General features: G+C 72.7%; 14 protein-coding genes. 12 read left to right on the top strand and 2 right to left on the bottom strand.

All coding sequences use genetic code 11. The annotated features are described in order from the left end of the window. Nucleotides 1-19: 19 nt before the first annotated feature. The 8 genes from recG (at nucleotide 20) to mutM (ending at nucleotide 7,579) form a co-directional block, all read left to right on the top strand. A complete protein-coding gene (gene recG / locus ACF1BN_RS17035; RefSeq protein WP_392332415.1) occupies nucleotides 20-2,218 on the top strand; it encodes an ATP-dependent DNA helicase RecG in 2,199 nt (732 codons plus the stop codon). Between the two features lie 68 nt (nucleotides 2,219-2,286). Beyond that, nucleotides 2,287-2,868, top strand: coding sequence for a 16S rRNA (guanine(966)-N(2))-methyltransferase RsmD (gene rsmD / locus ACF1BN_RS17030; protein WP_392332414.1), 582 nt, complete (start codon nucleotides 2,287-2,289; stop codon nucleotides 2,866-2,868). After that, a complete protein-coding gene (coaD, locus tag ACF1BN_RS17025; RefSeq protein WP_392332413.1) occupies nucleotides 2,865-3,374 on the top strand; it encodes a pantetheine-phosphate adenylyltransferase in 510 nt (169 codons plus the stop codon). The genes rsmD and coaD overlap by 4 nt, the downstream gene beginning before the upstream one ends. A gap of 110 nt (nucleotides 3,375-3,484) precedes the next feature. Continuing rightward, the gene (locus ACF1BN_RS17020) at nucleotides 3,485-4,534 is read left to right on the top strand and encodes a cell division initiation protein (RefSeq protein WP_392332412.1); all 1,050 of its coding nucleotides are present in this window, start codon (nucleotides 3,485-3,487) and stop codon (nucleotides 4,532-4,534) included. 77 nt (nucleotides 4,535-4,611) lie between these two features. Beyond that, complete coding sequence (locus ACF1BN_RS17015; RefSeq protein ID WP_392332411.1) at nucleotides 4,612-5,328, top strand: YceD family protein; 717 nt, start codon at nucleotides 4,612-4,614, stop codon at nucleotides 5,326-5,328. Between the two features lie 2 nt (nucleotides 5,329-5,330). Next, nucleotides 5,331-5,504, top strand: coding sequence for a 50S ribosomal protein L32 (rpmF, locus tag ACF1BN_RS17010; RefSeq protein WP_043229344.1), 174 nt, complete (start codon nucleotides 5,331-5,333; stop codon nucleotides 5,502-5,504). Between the two features lie 20 nt (nucleotides 5,505-5,524). Continuing rightward, nucleotides 5,525-6,370, top strand: a complete 846-nt coding sequence (rnc, locus tag ACF1BN_RS17005; protein WP_392332410.1) for a ribonuclease III — start codon at nucleotides 5,525-5,527, stop codon at nucleotides 6,368-6,370. Between the two features lie 315 nt (nucleotides 6,371-6,685). Further along, on the top strand, nucleotides 6,686-7,579 hold the full coding sequence (gene mutM / locus ACF1BN_RS17000; RefSeq protein WP_392332409.1) for a bifunctional DNA-formamidopyrimidine glycosylase/DNA-(apurinic or apyrimidinic site) lyase: 894 nt from the start codon (nucleotides 6,686-6,688) through the stop codon (nucleotides 7,577-7,579). On the opposite strand, the gene ACF1BN_RS16995 is transcribed toward mutM, so the two are convergent. Both ACF1BN_RS16995 and ACF1BN_RS16990 read right to left on the bottom strand, forming a co-directional pair. Next, nucleotides 7,569-7,952, bottom strand: coding sequence for a winged helix-turn-helix transcriptional regulator (locus ACF1BN_RS16995; RefSeq protein ID WP_392332408.1), 384 nt, complete (start codon nucleotides 7,950-7,952; stop codon nucleotides 7,569-7,571). The two genes, mutM and ACF1BN_RS16995, sit on opposite strands and share 11 nt — an antisense overlap. A 62-nt stretch (nucleotides 7,953-8,014) precedes the next feature. After that, a complete protein-coding gene (locus ACF1BN_RS16990) occupies nucleotides 8,015-9,022 on the bottom strand; it encodes a CAP domain-containing protein (RefSeq protein ID WP_392332407.1) in 1,008 nt (335 codons plus the stop codon). A 213-nt stretch (nucleotides 9,023-9,235) separates the two neighbouring features. Here ACF1BN_RS16990 and ACF1BN_RS16985 point away from each other — a divergent pair, with 213 nt between their 5' ends. The 4 genes from ACF1BN_RS16985 (at nucleotide 9,236) to ACF1BN_RS16970 (ending at nucleotide 15,540) form a co-directional block, all read left to right on the top strand. Beyond that, nucleotides 9,236-9,517 (top strand): acylphosphatase, encoded by a 282-nt coding sequence (locus ACF1BN_RS16985; protein ID WP_392332406.1) that lies wholly within the window; start codon nucleotides 9,236-9,238, stop codon nucleotides 9,515-9,517. Between the two features lie 419 nt (nucleotides 9,518-9,936). Continuing rightward, a complete protein-coding gene (locus ACF1BN_RS16980) occupies nucleotides 9,937-10,152 on the top strand; it encodes a hypothetical protein (protein ID WP_392332405.1) in 216 nt (71 codons plus the stop codon). A gap of 170 nt (nucleotides 10,153-10,322) precedes the next feature. Next, complete coding sequence (gene smc, locus ACF1BN_RS16975) at nucleotides 10,323-13,898, top strand: chromosome segregation protein SMC (protein WP_392332404.1); 3,576 nt, start codon at nucleotides 10,323-10,325, stop codon at nucleotides 13,896-13,898. A gap of 211 nt (nucleotides 13,899-14,109) precedes the next feature. Then, the gene (locus ACF1BN_RS16970; RefSeq protein ID WP_392332403.1) at nucleotides 14,110-15,540 is read left to right on the top strand and encodes a sugar porter family MFS transporter; all 1,431 of its coding nucleotides are present in this window, start codon (nucleotides 14,110-14,112) and stop codon (nucleotides 15,538-15,540) included. Nucleotides 15,541-15,554 lie beyond the last annotated feature (14 nt).

Raw genomic sequence — 15,554 nt, 5'->3', positions numbered from 1 at the left:
GTCCGTCCCGTGGTGTGCAATGGAACACGTGCCCGCGCTCGACGAACCCCTCAAGAAGTCACTCGGCCCCGCCACCGCCAAGGTCATGGCCGAGGCCCTCGACCTGCACACGGTCGGGGACCTCCTCCACCACTACCCCCGGCGGTACGCGGAGCGGGGTGAGCTGACCACCCTCTCCGACCTGCCGCTCGACGAGCACGTGACGGTCGTCGCCCAGGTCGCCGACGCCCGGGTGCACACCTTCAACGGCGCCAAGGGCCGGAGCCAGCGGCTGGAGGTGACGATCACCGACGGGTACGGCCGGCTCCAGCTGGTCTTCTTCGGCAAGGGCATCCACAAACCGCACCACGACCTGGCCCCCGGCACCCGCGCGATGTTCTCCGGCAAGGTCTCGCTCTTCAACCGGCGCCTCCAGCTCGCCCACCCCGCCTACGAACTCCTCCGGGGCGACGGCGACGTGGCCGTCGACACCTGGGCCGGCGCCCTCATCCCGATCTACCCGGCCACCACCAAGCTGGAGTCCTGGAAGATCGCCAAGGCCGTCGACGCCGTCCTGCCGAGCGCCGCCGACGCCGTCGACCCGCTCCCCGAAGCCCTCCGCGAGGGTCGCGGCCTCGCCGAACTCCCCGACGCGCTCCGTCTGATCCACCGCCCCCGCACCAAGGCCGACGTCGCCGCCGCCCGGGAACGCCTCAAGTGGGACGAGGCCTTCGTCCTCCAGGTCGCCCTCGCCCGCCGCCGGCACGCCGACACCCAGCTCCCCGCCGTCCCCCGCCGCCCGGCCGCCGACGGCCTCCTCACCGCCTTCGACGCCAAACTCCCCTTCACCCTCACCGACGGCCAGCTCAAGGTCTCCAAGGAGATCTTCGACGACCTCGCCACCGACCACCCCATGCACCGCCTCCTCCAGGGCGAGGTCGGCTCGGGAAAGACCATGGTGGCCCTGCGGGCCATGCTCGCCGTCGTGGACGCCGGGGGGCAGGCGGCGATGCTCGCCCCCACCGAGGTCCTCGCCCAGCAGCACCACCGGTCGGTCGTCGAGATGATGGGCGAGCTCGCCGAGGGGGGCATGCTCGGCGGGGCCGAGCGGGCGACCAAGGTGGTGCTGCTCACCGGCTCCATGGGGGCCGCGGCGCGCCGGCAGGCCCTGCTCGACCTGGTGACCGGGGAGGCGGGGATCGTCATCGGGACGCACGCGCTCATCGAGGACAAGGTCAGGTTCCACGACCTCGGCCTCGTCGTCGTCGACGAGCAGCACCGCTTCGGGGTCGAGCAGCGCGACGCGCTCCGGGGCAAGGGGAAGCAGCCCCCGCACCTGCTGGTGATGACCGCCACCCCGATCCCGCGGACCGTCGCCATGACCGTCTTCGGCGACCTGGAGACCTCCGTCCTCGACCAGCTGCCCGCCGGACGCTCCCCGATCGCCAGCCACGTCGTCCCCGTCGCCGACAAGCCGCACTTCCTCGCCCGCGCCTGGGAGCGGGTCCGCGAGGAGGTGGAGGGCGGCCACCAGGCGTACGTGGTCTGCCCCCGGATCGGCGACGAGGAGGACCGGAAGACGGCCGCCAAGCGCAAGCCCTCCGCCGAGGACGACGCCGAGAAGCGGCCCCCGCTCGCCGTCCTCGACGTGGCGGAGAAGCTCGGCTCCGGCCCCCTGGCCGGACTGCGGATCGCCGTCCTGCACGGGCGCATGCACCCCGACGACAAGGACGAGGTCATGCGCCGCTTCGCGGCCGGCGAGCTCGACGTCCTCGTCGCCACCACCGTCATCGAGGTCGGCGTCAACGTCCCCAACGCCACCGCCATGGTCATCATGGACGCCGACCGCTTCGGCGTCTCCCAGCTCCACCAGCTGCGCGGCCGGGTCGGCCGCGGCTCCGCCCCCGGCCTCTGCCTCCTCGTCACCGAGATGCCCGAGGCGAGCCCCGCACGGCAGCGCCTCGGCGCCGTCGCCGCCACCCTCGACGGCTTCGAGCTCTCCCGCATCGACCTCGAACAGCGCCGCGAGGGCGACGTCCTCGGCCAGGCCCAGTCCGGCGTCCGCTCCTCCCTCCGGGTCCTCGCCGTCATCGACGACGAGGAGGTCATCGGCGCGGCCCGCGAGGAGGCCACCGCCCTCGTCCTCGCCGACCCGGAGCTCGACGCCCACCCGGGCCTGCGCACCGCCCTGGACGCCCTGCTGAGCGAGGAGCGGGAAGAGTACCTGGAGAAGGGCTGACCGCGCCCCCGGCCCGTACGGCCATATCCTGGGGCGTACGCACTGGACGACGCAGGACGAGGACACCGATGACCCGCGTGATCGCCGGCACCGCCGGCGGACGGCGCCTGGCCGTGCCCCCGGGCAACGGCACCCGCCCCACCTCCGACCGGGCGCGCGAGGGCCTCTTCTCCACCTGGGAGGCGCTCCACGGCATCGAGGGCACCCGGGTCGCCGACCTGTACGCCGGCTCCGGCGCCGTCGGCCTGGAGGCGCTCTCCCGGGGCGCCGCCCACGCCCTGCTCGTCGAGGCCGACGCCCGCGCCGCCCGCACCGTCCGCGAGAACGTGCGCGCGCTCGGCCTGCCCGGCGCCGAGGCCCGGACCGGGAAGGCCGAGCAGGTCGTCACCGGACCGGCCCCCGCCGAACCGTACGACCTGGTCTTCCTCGACCCGCCCTACGCCGTCGCGGACGAGGAACTGCGCGAGATCCTCCTCACACTGCGCTCGGGGGGCTGGCTGAGCGAGGATGCCGTCGTCACCGTGGAGCGCAGCACCCGAGGCGGCTCCTTCGGCTGGCCGGACGGCTTCGCACCACTGCGGTCCCGTCGCTACGGCGAGGGAACGTTTTGGTACGGTCGCGCCGCCTCTACGTGCGAAGACGCACGATGACCGGACCGGAGAGCGAGGGAACCAGGTTGCGCCGCGCCGTCTGCCCGGGGTCGTTCGACCCCATCACCAACGGACATCTCGACATCATCGCCCGCGCCTCCAAGCTGTACGACGTCGTGCACGTCGCGGTGATGATCAACCAGTCCAAGCAGGGCCTGTTCACGGTCGAGGAGCGGATGGAGCTGATCCGCGAGGTCACCGCCGACTTCGGCAACGTCGAGGTGGAGTCCTTCCACGGCCTGCTCGTCGACTTCTGCAAGCAGCGCGACATCCCCGCCATCGTCAAGGGGCTGCGCGCGGTCAGCGACTTCGACTACGAGCTCCAGATGGCCCAGATGAACAACGGCCTGTCGGGCGTCGAGACACTGTTCGTGCCCACCAACCCCACGTACAGCTTCCTGTCGTCCTCCCTGGTCAAGGAGGTCGCGGCCTGGGGCGGCGACGTCTCCCACCTGGTGCCGCCGCAGGTCCTCGGCCGGCTCACCGAGCGGCTCCGGCGGAAGTGACGCGCGGCCACCGCCGCTGACGCTCCGTCACCTGGTGTCGGACGGGCCGCGACTGCCCTTACAGTCGTCCCGTCCGTCTCCATCCAGCTGTAGAGAGTGGCGAGCACCCGGTGGACGTGCAGAAGAAGCTCGACGAGATCGTCGCGACCGTGCAAGGCGCCCGCTCGATGCCCATGTCGGCCTCCTGCGTGGTCAACCGCGCCGATCTCCTCGCCCTCCTCGACGAGGTGCGGGACGCCCTGCCGAACTCCCTCGCCCAGGCCCAGGAGCTGATCGGCGGGCGCGAGCAGATGGTCGAGCAGGCCCGCCAGGAGGCCGAGCGGATCATCGAGGCCGCCCACGCCGAGCGCGGCACGATCGTCTCCGACACCCAGATCGCCCGGCAGTCCCAGGAGGAGGCCGACCGGATCCTCTCCGAGGCCCGCCGCGAGGCCGAGGAGGTCCGCGCCGAGGCCGACGAGTACGTCGACTCCAAGCTCGCCAACTTCGAGGTCGTCCTCAACAAGACCATCGGATCCGTCGACCGCGGCCGCGAGAAGCTCCTCGGCCGCGGCCCGGGTCTGGACGAGCACGGCTACGCGGACGAGGACGCCCCCGAGTACAGCGCGGACCCGCAGACCCTGATCTCCCGCGCCGACGCGTACGTGGACGCCAAGCTGGGCGCCTTCGAGGCGGTCCTCTCCAAGACCCTGGAGGCCGTCGGCCGCGGCCGCCAGAAGCTGCACGGCCGGATCGCCACCGACGCCCTCGGCGAGCACATGGCCGCCCAGGACGGCCTCGGCGCCTCCGTGCACACCAGCGACGCCGACTACCTCGCCGGCCTCGCGGAGCTCGCCGACCCGGCGCCGGTCGCCCCCGCGCCGCCCGTGCCCGTGCAGGCCCCCGCCCCCGTCGCCGCGCAGATCCCGCCCCAGCAGGACCCGTACGGCTACCAGCAGCAGCCCCCGCAGGTGGACCCGTACGGCTACCAGCAGCAGGACCCCTACGCGTACCAGCAGCCCCAGCAGGTGGACCCGTACGGCTACCAGCAGCAGGACCCCTACGCGTACCAGCAGCAGCCCCCGGTCCAGCCGCAGCCGGCCGCGCTCGACGAGACCAGCTTCTTCGACACGAGCATGATCGACCTGGAGCAGCTGCGCCGGTACGAGCAGGGGCAGTAGCCGGGCCGGTCGCCGGCGGAAGGGCCGGATTGGGCCCTGGGCGAAGCGTCCAGTATCCTGGCCCTTCGGTCGCGTGTATGTCCGCGATCCATGCTGCCCGCGAGCGGCAGCCCCCTGAGACTTGCGACGCGAACGATCCGAAAGCAGGAAGAACCCTGAGCACGCGCCTCGACCACCGCAACCCCCTCGTGTTCGACACACACGAGCTGGGGCGGCGTCCCGGTGCCCTCCAGCGGATCTCCCGCACGATCGACGCGCCCGCCGATCTCGGCGTCGCGGGGGTGGTCGGAGTGCCCGAGGGCGCTCCGGTCGAGATCGAGCTCCGACTCGAGTCGGTCATGGAAGGGGTGCTTGTCACAGGCACCGCCCGTGCATCGGCCGAGGGGGAGTGCGTAAGGTGTCTGGAGCCCGTCGAGTTCGATCTCGACGCGGACTTCCAGGAGATGTTCTCGTACCCCGACTCCGACGACCGGGGCCGCGCCAAGGCGGCCACGGACGACGAGGACGATGAAGACGAGAGCATGACCCCCCTCGAGGACGGCATGTTCGACCTCGAACCCGTGCTGCGTGACGCAGTGGTACTCGCGCTGCCCATGCAGCCGGTGTGCCGGGAGGACTGTGCGGGTCTGTGTTCCGATTGCGGAATCAACCTGAACGACAACCCGGACCACCACCACGACGCCACCGACATCCGTTGGGCGGCACTGCAGGAACTCGCCGGTTCGCTGGGATCCGACGAGAAGGACAACATGAGCGACGCCGCTACCGGTGTCGACGAGAAGCAGGAGAAGTAGCCGTGGCTGTTCCGAAGCGGAAGATGTCGCGCAGCAACACGCGCCACCGCCGGTCGCAGTGGAAGGCTGCGGTCCCCACCCTGGTTTCGTGTGAGCGTTGCCAGGAGCCGAAGCTGCAGCACATCGCGTGCCCGAGCTGCGGCACCTACAACAAGCGCCAGGTCCTCGCGGTCTGAGCGGGCTGGTGAGAGGCACGATGTCTGACAACATCAGCAGCGCCTCGTCCCACACGCTTCTGGAAGGGCGGCTCGGGTATCACCTCGAGTCCGCCCTTCTGGTGCGTGCGCTGACCCACCGCTCGTACGCGTACGAGAACGGCGGTCTGCCCACCAACGAGCGGCTGGAGTTCCTCGGGGACTCCGTGCTCGGCCTGGTGGTCACCGACACCCTCTACCGCACCCACCCCGATCTGCCCGAGGGCCAGCTGGCCAAGCTCCGGGCCGCGGTGGTCAATTCGCGTGCGCTGGCGGACGTCGGGCGTGGTCTCGACCTGGGCTCCTTCATCCGGCTCGGCCGGGGTGAAGAGGGCACGGGCGGCCGGGACAAGGCATCCATCCTCGCCGACACCCTCGAAGCGGTGATCGGCGCGGTCTATCTCGACCAGGGCCTCGAAGCGGCGTCCGAGCTGGTGCACCGGCTCTTCGACCCGCTGATCGAGAAGTCCTCCAACCTCGGTGCGGGCCTGGACTGGAAGACCAGTCTCCAGGAACTCACCGCCGCCGAAGGTCTCGGCGTGCCGGAGTACCTCGTCTCCGAGGAGGGCCCCGACCACGAGAAGACCTTCACTGCTGCCGCCCGCGTCGGTGGTGTCTCGTACGGCACCGGCACCGGCCGCAGCAAGAAGGAGGCGGAGCAGCAGGCCGCCGAGTCCGCGTGGCGCGCGATCCGCGCGGCCGCGGACGAGCGCGCGGCGGCGGCCAAGGCCGCGGCCGAGGCCGGTGAGACCGTCGCGACCGGTGGTTCCGGCGACGTCGGCGGTACCGGTGCCGGCGCCTCCGGCGAGCAGGACCGGAAGGACGGGGCCGCACCGGCCACCGCCTGACCGCTCCGGCGCGACCGCACGCGTCCTTCGCCTCCCTTCAGCGGAGTCTCTCCCCGCCCGCCCCCGCCAGGGGCGGGCGGAGCCGTTTCCGGGAGCCGCTTCCGCCGAGTGGTTTCCGCTGGGCGGTTCCCGGGGGAGGGGCTGTTTCCGGGGGCGGCTCGGACGGGTCCGGGGGCGGCTCGGACGGGTCCGGGGGCGGCTCGGGCGGGTCCGGGGGCGGCTCGGGCGGGTCCGGGGGCGGCTCGGGCGGGTCGGTCCCTGGCGGTAGGCTGCGAGGACCAGCACCCCCACCCCGTACCCCTCCGGAGGACGTCCGTGCCCGAGCTGCCCGAGGTCGAGGTCGTCCGGCGCGGACTGGAGCGCTGGGTCACCGGCCGGACCGTGGCGGCTGTCGAGGTGTTCCACCCCAGGGCGGTCCGCCGCCACCCCGCGGGCGGCGCCGACTTCGCGGCCCGGCTGACCGGGCAGCGCTTCGAGCCGGCCCTGCGCCGCGGCAAGTACCTGTGGCTGCCGCTCGCCGACACCGGCAGCTCGGTCCTCGCCCACCTCGGGATGAGCGGACAGCTCCTGATGCAGCCGGAGTCGGCCCCGGCCGAGAAGCACCTGCGCATCCGGATCCGCTTCACGCCGTCCGACGGCGACTCCGCCGCGGGCACCGCCGGCACCGAGCTCCGCTTCGTCGACCAGCGCACCTTCGGCGGGCTCTCCCTGCACGACTGGGCCCCCGACAGCCCCGACGGGCTGCCGGACGTCATCGGGCACATCGCCCGCGACCCGCTCGACCCCGCCTTCGACGACGCCGCCTTCCACACCGCGCTCAGGCTGCGCCGTACGACGATCAAGCGGGCGCTCCTCGACCAGTCGCTGATCAGCGGCGTCGGCAACATCTACGCCGACGAGGCGCTGTGGCGCGCGAAGCTGCACTACGACCGGCCGACCGCGACCCTGACCCGCCCCCGCTCGGCGGAGCTCCTCGGCCACGTCCGCGACGTGATGCGGGCGGCGCTCGCCGCCGGCGGCACCAGCTTCGACAGCCTGTACGTGAACGTGAACGGCGAGTCCGGCTACTTCGACCGCTCGCTCGACGCGTACGGGCGGGAGGACGAACCCTGCCGCCGCTGCGGGACGCCGATGCGCCGCCGCGCCTGGATGAACCGCTCCAGCTACTTCTGCCCGCGCTGCCAGCGCCCGCCGCGCGTCAGCCCGTGACGGCGGCGCGCCCGGAGTCGTACGCCTCCCGGGCCGCCACGACCTCCGGCATCCGTCCCTCGACCAGCGCGATCAGCCCGACCAGCCGCTCGGCGACGTCCCGCCCGAGCGGGGTGAGCCGGTAGTCGACCCGGGGCGGATTGACCGGCTGCGCCTCCCGGTGCACGAGGCCGTCGCGCTCCAGCGCGTGCAGGGTCTGCGCCAGCATCTTCTCGCTGACGCCGTCGACCCGCCGCCGCAGTTCGTTGAAGCGGAAGGAGCCCTCGTACAGGGCCCCGAGGGTGAGGCTGCCCCAGCGCCCCGTGACGTGCTCCAGGGTGAGCCGCGAGGGGCACGCCCGCGCGAACACGTCGAAGGCGAGATCGTCGGTCATGCCCCTCACCGTACGCGCGGCGGCCACTCACCACCAGAGCGCGCTTTCGGAAAGTCAGTGCCTCAGCGGCCGAAGTCCTGCGTCCACCAGGGGCCGCCGTCGGCGAAGTGGACGCCGACGCCGAGGGTGGTGAGGTCGCAGTTCAGGATGTTGGCGCGGTGTCCGTCGCTGTTCATCCAGGAGACCATCGCGGCGGTCGCGTCGACCTGCCCGCGGGCTATGTTCTCGGCGCCGAGGTTCGTGATGCCGGCGGCCTGGGCGCGGTCCCAGGGGGTGGCGCCGTCGGGGTCGGTGTGGTCGAAGAAGCCGCGGTTCGCCATGTCGGCGCTGAGGTTCCCGGCGAGACGGGCGAGAGAGTCCGAGGGCCGCACGGGGGAGCAGCCGACCTCGGCGCGCTCGACGTTCACCAGACGCAGCACCTCCGCCTCGGCCGCTTCCTCGCGGTCGGCGGTGGAACCGGCGGCGGCCGCCGTCGTCTCCTCGGCCGGGGCCTCCGTGGTGGGCGCGGGCTTCGGCGCGACGGGCCTCGGCTCTGCGGCCTTCGTGCTGGCCGGGGCCTTCGAGGGCTCCGGCTCGGACGTCGGCTTCGGCTTCGGCGCGGACGTCGGCTTCGCCGGGGTGGTCGCGGGCGCCGGGGCGGCGGTGCGCGTCTTCGACGGGGTGGGGGAGGGGGGCGCGGTCTTCGTGGGGGTGGGCTTCGCCGTGGGCTTCGTCTTCGGGGAGGCGGAGACCGGCGCCTTCTTCTTCTCCGGCGCGGCCCTGCCGGTACCCGCGGTGGGTTCCGCCGGGGTGCGGCTCCCCCCGCCCTGCGTGGTCAGCTCGGGGGTCCCCCGGGTCTCCGAGGCGGTCGGGCGGGTGCTGCCCACGCTGCCGGCGGTGAGGGTCTCCCCGCCGGGAAGCAGGCCGGAGGCGACCGCGACGGCGCCGACGGCGACCGCCGCCGAGGCCCCGATCAGTCCGTTGCGGACGGGGTGGCGGCGCTTGCGGCGCGTACCCCCCTGACCGCGCTCGGTGCCGGTCGCGTAGTCTGCCTCGGCGGGCGCGGCGCCGGAGCGACGGTGGCGTCCCATCTGCCCTGCCTCCCTGAGCTGGCTCTCAGCTGGATCGGTTCGCTGGATCTTTGCTGCCTTTGCTTTCGGCATGGGTCGGTGCGGAGCGTGACGCTGCGTACGGACGGCCGAGAGGTGTGCACCCGTGCGGGTGAGGCGCATTCCGTCGGACTGTACGCCATGGGAAGCCGCCGCGACGTGCTGTTCGGGCAATCCGCCCGCTAGCGTGCAGCCATGAGCGACGATGTACGGATGACCGCCTGGGTGCGTGGGCGAGTACAGGGAGTGGGCTTCCGCTGGTTCACCAGGGCAAACGCACTGGAGATCGGCGGCATCGAGGGCTTCGCCCTGAACCTCGACGACGGACGGGTCCAGGTGGTGGCCGAGGGGCCGAGTGACAATTGCCACCGTCTCCTCGACTGGCTGCGATCCGATGACACGCCCGGCCGCGTGGACGGTGTCACCGAGATATGGGACACCCCCCGCGGCGGCTACGACGGCTTCGCCATCCGCTGACCCCACCCCGCACGGACCCCCGCCGGCCCTCCGTCCGACCCCCTTCCCGAGGGGCGGACAGGGGGCCGGTTTCGCGCGCATGAACGGGCGTGAACAGGGGAACCGCCTGGTGGTTGCCAAGATTCGACACTCGTGCAAGGCTTCCGGGACAAGGATGATCGCCGCGCCCCGGGGCAACGGGTCGAGAGGCGCCGCCGCCTGCGACGCGGCCGCGAACTCCCCGTCCGCCCCGCCGATCGGGGCGTGATCGTGTTGACCGTCAAACTTTTTGGTGAGACTCTGGAAGCCCCGCGCACCTTAGCTGTGTGGCAGTAGAACACCGGCACAACACAGGTACTGCCGAGCACCGCGGGTGCGAATCCATCCCTCACGACCCACACCGCAATCGGTCGGTCACTCAGTGTGGAGGACCACTCATCATGGCAAAGGCGCTTCTCGGTTACGTCGGCGGCTCCGACCCGCGACTTCTCTCCGAGATGCGACGGCTTCAGCAGCGTGTCCAGGATCTGGAATCCGAGCTCGTCAGGATCCAGACCGAGAACGACGCGCTCAACGCTGCCGCCGCTCATCAGGGCGAGTCGCTGCTCGACCGCATCGACCTCGACGTACCCCAGGCGGAGCCTGCGCTCACCTGACACCCACAGCCTCTACGGGCTCAGGTGAGAACAGCTGAATAGGCAAGGGGCGCTTCGGCGTCCCTTCTTTTCTTGGCCCCCTCGTCACCCCCGGGTCACCCGTTCCTCACCCGAGGGTCTGCCCTGCGCGATCACGGGCGAAACGCGACACCCCGGGTAGAGTCCCGGGGGTGCACCTCAAGGCCTTGACGCTCCGCGGATTCAAGTCGTTCGCCTCCGCCACCACGCTGAGGTTCGAACCCGGAATCACCTGCGTCGTCGGGCCCAACGGCTCCGGCAAGTCCAACGTCGTGGACGCGCTCTCCTGGGTCATGGGCGAGCAGGGCGCCAAGTCGCTGCGCGGCGGCAAGATGGAGGACGTCATCTTCGCCGGCACCACGGGGCGGCCCCCGCTCGGCCGCGCCGAGGTCTCGCTCACCATCGACAACTCCGACGGCGCCCTGCCGATCGACTACGCCGAGGTGACGATCACCCGGATCATGTTCCGGGGCGGCAGCAGCGAGTACCAGATCAACGGCGACACCTGCCGACTGCTCGACATCCAGGACCTCCTCTCCGACTCCGGCATCGGCCGCGAGATGCACGTCATCGTCGGCCAGGGGCAGCTCGACTCCGTGCTGCACGCCGACCCCATGGGCCGCCGGGCCTTCATCGAGGAGGCCGCAGGCGTCCTCAAGCACCGCAAGCGCAAGGAGAAGGCGCTGCGGAAGCTGGACGCGATGCGGGCCAACCTCGCGCGCGTGCAGGACCTCACCGACGAACTGCGCCGCCAGCTCAAGCCGCTCGGCCGGCAGGCCGCCGTCGCCCGCCGTGCCGTCGTCATCCAGGCCGACCTCCGCGACGCCCGCCTCCGCCTCCTCGCCGACGACCTCGTCCGCCTCCAGCGCGCCCTGGCCACCGAACTCGCCGACGAGGCCGCCCTGCTGGCCCGCAAGGAGGCCACCGAGGAGGAGCTGCGCACCGCCCTCGCCCACGAGGCGGCGCTGGAGGCCGAGGTCCGCGCCCTCGCGCCCCGCCTGGAGCGCGCCCAGCAGAGCTGGTACGCCCTCTCCCAGCTCGCCGAACGCGTCCGCGGCACGATCTCGCTCGCCGACGCGCGCGTGAAGAGCGCCACCGACGCCCCCGCCGAGGAGCGGCGCGGCCGCGACCCCGAGGACCTGGAGCGCGAGGCCGCCCGCGTCCGCGAGCAGGAGGCCGAGCTGGAGGCCGCACTGGAGGCCGCCGAGCGGGCCCTGGAGGACACCGTCGAGCACCGGGCCGAACTCGAACGGGCCCTCGCCGCGGAGGAGCGCCGCCTCAAGGACGCCGCCCGCGCCCTCGCCGACCGCCGCGAGGGCCTCGCCCGGCTCCACGGGCAGGTCAACGCCGCCCGCTCCCGCGCCGCCTCCGCCCAGGCCGAGATCGAGCGGCTCACCGCCTCCCGCGACGAGGCCGCCGACCGCGCCGTCGCCGCCCAGGAGGAGTACGAGCAGCTCAAGGCCGAGGTCGACGACCTCGACGCCGCCGACACCGCGCACGGCGAGCGGTACGAGGAGGCCCGCCGCGCCCTCGCCGACGCGGAGGCCGCGCTGAGCGCCGCCCGCGAGGAGGCCGCCGGCGCGGAGAGCCGCCGGGCCGCCACCCGCGCCCGGCACGACACCCTCGCGCTCGGCCTGCGCCGCAAGGACGGCACCGGCGCCCTGCTCGCCGCCGGCCTCACCGGGATCCTCGGCCCCGCCGCCGAACTCCTCACCGTCACCCCCGGGTACGAGGTCCCCGTCGCCGCCGCCCTCGGCGCCGCCGCCGACGCCCTCGCCGCCGACGGGCCCACCGCCGCCACCGAGGCCCTCCGCCTGCTCCGCAAGCAGGACGCGGGACGCGCCACCCTCCTCCTCACCGCCGACCCCGCGCCCGGCACCTCGCCCCGCCCGCTGCCCGCCGGCGCGCGGGCCGCCGCCGCGCTGGTCTCCGGCCCCGCCGACCTGCTCGGCTCCGTCCGCCGCCTGCTCGACGGCATCGTCGTCGTCGACGGCCTCGACGAGGCCCGCGACCTCGTCCGCGCCCACCCCGCCCTGACCGCCGTCACCGCCGAGGGCGACCTCCTCGGCGCCCACTGGGCCCAGGGCGGCTCCGCCGGCGCGCCCAGCCTCCTCGAAGTGCGGGCCCAGGTCGACGAGGCCGCCGCCGAACTCGCCGAACTGGCCGTCCGCTGCGAGGAGTCGGCCCGCGCCAAGGAGGAGGCCGCCGAGCGCCGCCGGGCCGGCGCGGCGCGCGTCGAGGAGCTCGACGCCCTCCGGCGTACCGCGGACAAGGAGAAGGCGTCCGTCGCCCAGGCGCTCGGACGGCTCGCGGGCCAGGCCAGGGGAGCGGCCGGGGAGGCCGAGCGGACCGCCGCCGCCGTCGCCCGCGCCCAGGAGGCCCTGGAACGCGCGCGTGCCGAGGCCGAGGAGCTCGCCGAGCGGCTGCTGGTCGCCGAGGAGGCGCCCGCCGAGGAGGAGCCCGACACCTCCGTCCGCGACCGGCTCGCCATCGACGGCTCCAACGCGCGCCAGACCGAGATGGAGGCCCGCCTCCAGGTCCGCACCCACGAGGAGCGGGTCAAGGGCCTGGCCGGCCGGGCCGACTCCCTCGACCGGGCCGCCCGCGCCGAACGCGACGCACGCGCGCGTGCCGAGCAGCGCCGCGCCCGGCTCCGCCACGAGGCCCGTGTCGCGGGCGCGGTCGCCGCCGGAGCCCGTACCCTCCTCGCCCACGTCGAGGTCTCGCTGGGGCGGGCCGAACGCGAGCGGGCCGTGGCCGCCGCCGCCCGCGCCGACCGGGAACAGGGCCTCGGCGCCGCCCGCGCCCGCGGCCGGGAGCTCAAGGCCGAGCTCGACAAGCTCACCGACTCGGTGCACCGCGGCGAGGTCCTGGGCGCCGAGAAGCGGCTGCGGATCGAGCAGCTGGAGGCGAGGGCCCTGGAGGAGTTCGGGGTCGAGACCGGCGCGCTCACCGCCGAGTACGGCCCCGACCAGCCGGTGCCGCCGTCGCCGCCCGCGGACGGCGAGACGCTTCCCGGCGCCGCGTCCGACGACGGCTCCGCCACGGGGCCCGACCCGCTCGACCAGCCCCGCCCGTTCATCCGTTCGGAGCAGGAGAAGCGACTGAAAGCGGCCGAGCGCGCCTTCCAGCAGCTCGGCAAGGTCAACCCGCTGGCCCTGGAGGAGTTCGCGGCCCTGGAGGACCGGCACCGCTTCCTCTCCGAGCAGCTGGAGGACCTGAAGAAGACCCGCGCCGACCTGCTTCAGGTCGTGAAGGAGGTCGACCAGCGGGTCGAGCAGGTCTTCACGGAGGCGTACCGGGACACCGCCCGCGAGTTCGAGGGCGTCTTCTCCCGCCTCTTCCCCGGCGGCGAGGGCCGGCTCGTCCTCACCGACCCGGACAACATGCTCACCACCGGCGTCGACGTCGAGGCCCGCCCGCCGGGCAAGAAGGTCAAGCGGCTCTCGCTGCTCTCCGGCGGCGAGCGCTCGCTGACCGCCGTGGCCCTGCTGGTCTCGATCTTCAAGGCCCGGCCGAGCCCCTTCTACGTCATGGACGAGGTCGAGGCGGCGCTCGACGACACCAACCTCCAGCGGCTGATCCGGATCATGCGCGAGCTCCAGGAGTCCTCGCAGCTCATCGTGATCACCCACCAGAAGCGGACCATGGAGGTCGCGGACGCGCTGTACGGGGTGTCGATGCAGGGCGACGGCGTCTCGAAGGTCATCAGCCAGAGACTCCGCTGATCGCCTGCCCGCAACTCCCGGATTTACTCCTTCAAGCAATGAACATAAATGGGCTCATCGCTGGGTAGACGGCGAGCGACCCTGCCTCTTGACTTCAAAACTTGAACGCATAGTCTCTGCAACGTTGCTTTTACCTTCACGTGGTGGGCGGCGCGAACCTGTGCGCCACTGGTAGCCACTGGAAGGGCTGTCCCCCCACCGAGGAGTCCATGTGACCGACACGCAGGCGCCCACGCCGCCGCCGTCCGACGGCCGAGCGGCCCATCCGGACCACCTCGGGCACGTCATCTTCATCACCGCCTCCGCCGCGATGGGCGGCTTCCTCTTCGGCTACGACAGCTCCGTCATCAACGGCGCCGTGGAAGCCATCCGCGACCGCTACGACATCGGCTCCGCGACCCTCGCGCAGGTCATCGCCATCGCCCTGATCGGCTGCGCCATCGGCGCCGCCACCGCCGGCCGGATCGCCGACCGCATCGGCCGCATCCGCTGCATGCAGATCGCCGCCGTCCTCTTCACCATCAGCGCCGTCGGCTCCGCCCTGCCCTTCGCCCTCTGGGACCTCGCCTTCTGGCGGATCGTCGGCGGCTTCGCCATCGGCATGGCCTCCGTGATCGGCCCCGCCTACATCGCCGAGGTCGCCCCCGCCGCCTACCGCGGCCGGCTCGGCTCGTTCCAGCAGGCCGCCATCGTCATCGGCATCGCCATCTCCCAGCTGGTCAACTACGGCATCCTCCAGCTCGCCGACGGCGACCAGCGCGGCGAGATCGGCGGCCTGGAGGCCTGGCAGTGGATGCTCGGCGTGATGGTCGTCCCCGCGCTCCTCTACGGACTGCTCTCCTTCGCCATCCCCGAGTCCCCCCGCTTCCTCATCTCCGTGGGCAAGACCGCCCGGGCCAAGGAGGTCCTCGCCGAGGTCGAGGGCAAGGGCGTCGACCTCGACCGCCGCGTCGCCGAGATCGACCGGGCCATGCGCAGCGAGCACAGGTCCACCTTCAAGGACCTGCTGGTCTCCGGCAGCCGCTTCCGCCTCCTGCCCATCGTCTGGGTCGGCATCGGACTCTCCGTCTTCCAGCAGCTCGTCGGCATCAACGTCGCCTTCTACTACTCCGCGACGCTCTGGCAGTCCGTCGGCATCGACCCGTCGAGCTCGTTCTTCTACTCCTTCACCACGTCGATCATCAACATCATCGGCACCGTGATCGCCATGGTCCTCGTCGACCGCGTCGGCCGCCGGCCCCTCGCCCTCGTCGGCTCCGTCGGCATGGCGATCGCCCTCGCCTTCGAGGCCTGGGCCTTCTCCGCCGACCTCGTCGACGGCAAGCTCCCCGAGACCCAGGGCGTCGTGGCGCTCGTCGCCGCCCATGTCTTCGTGCTCTTCTTCGCCCTCTCCTGGGGCGTCGTCGTCTGGGTCTTCCTCGGCGAGATGTTCCCCAACCGGATCCGCGCCGCCGCCCTCGGCGTCGCCGCCTCCGCCCAGTGGATCGCCAACTGGGCCATCACCGCCAGCTTCCCGTCCCTCTCGGACTGGAACCTCTCCGGCACCTACGTCATCTACACGGTCTTCGCCGTGCTCTCGATCCCCTTCGTGCTCAAGTACGTCAAGGAGACCAAGGGCAAGGCGTTGGAGGAGATGGGCTAAACCCCCGCTGCCCC

Source organism: Streptomyces sp. NPDC014861 (assembly GCF_043081625.1).
Taxonomy (GTDB): Bacteria; Actinomycetota; Actinomycetes; order Streptomycetales; family Streptomycetaceae; genus Streptomyces.
This window is presented reverse-complemented; position numbering and strand designations above follow the sequence as displayed.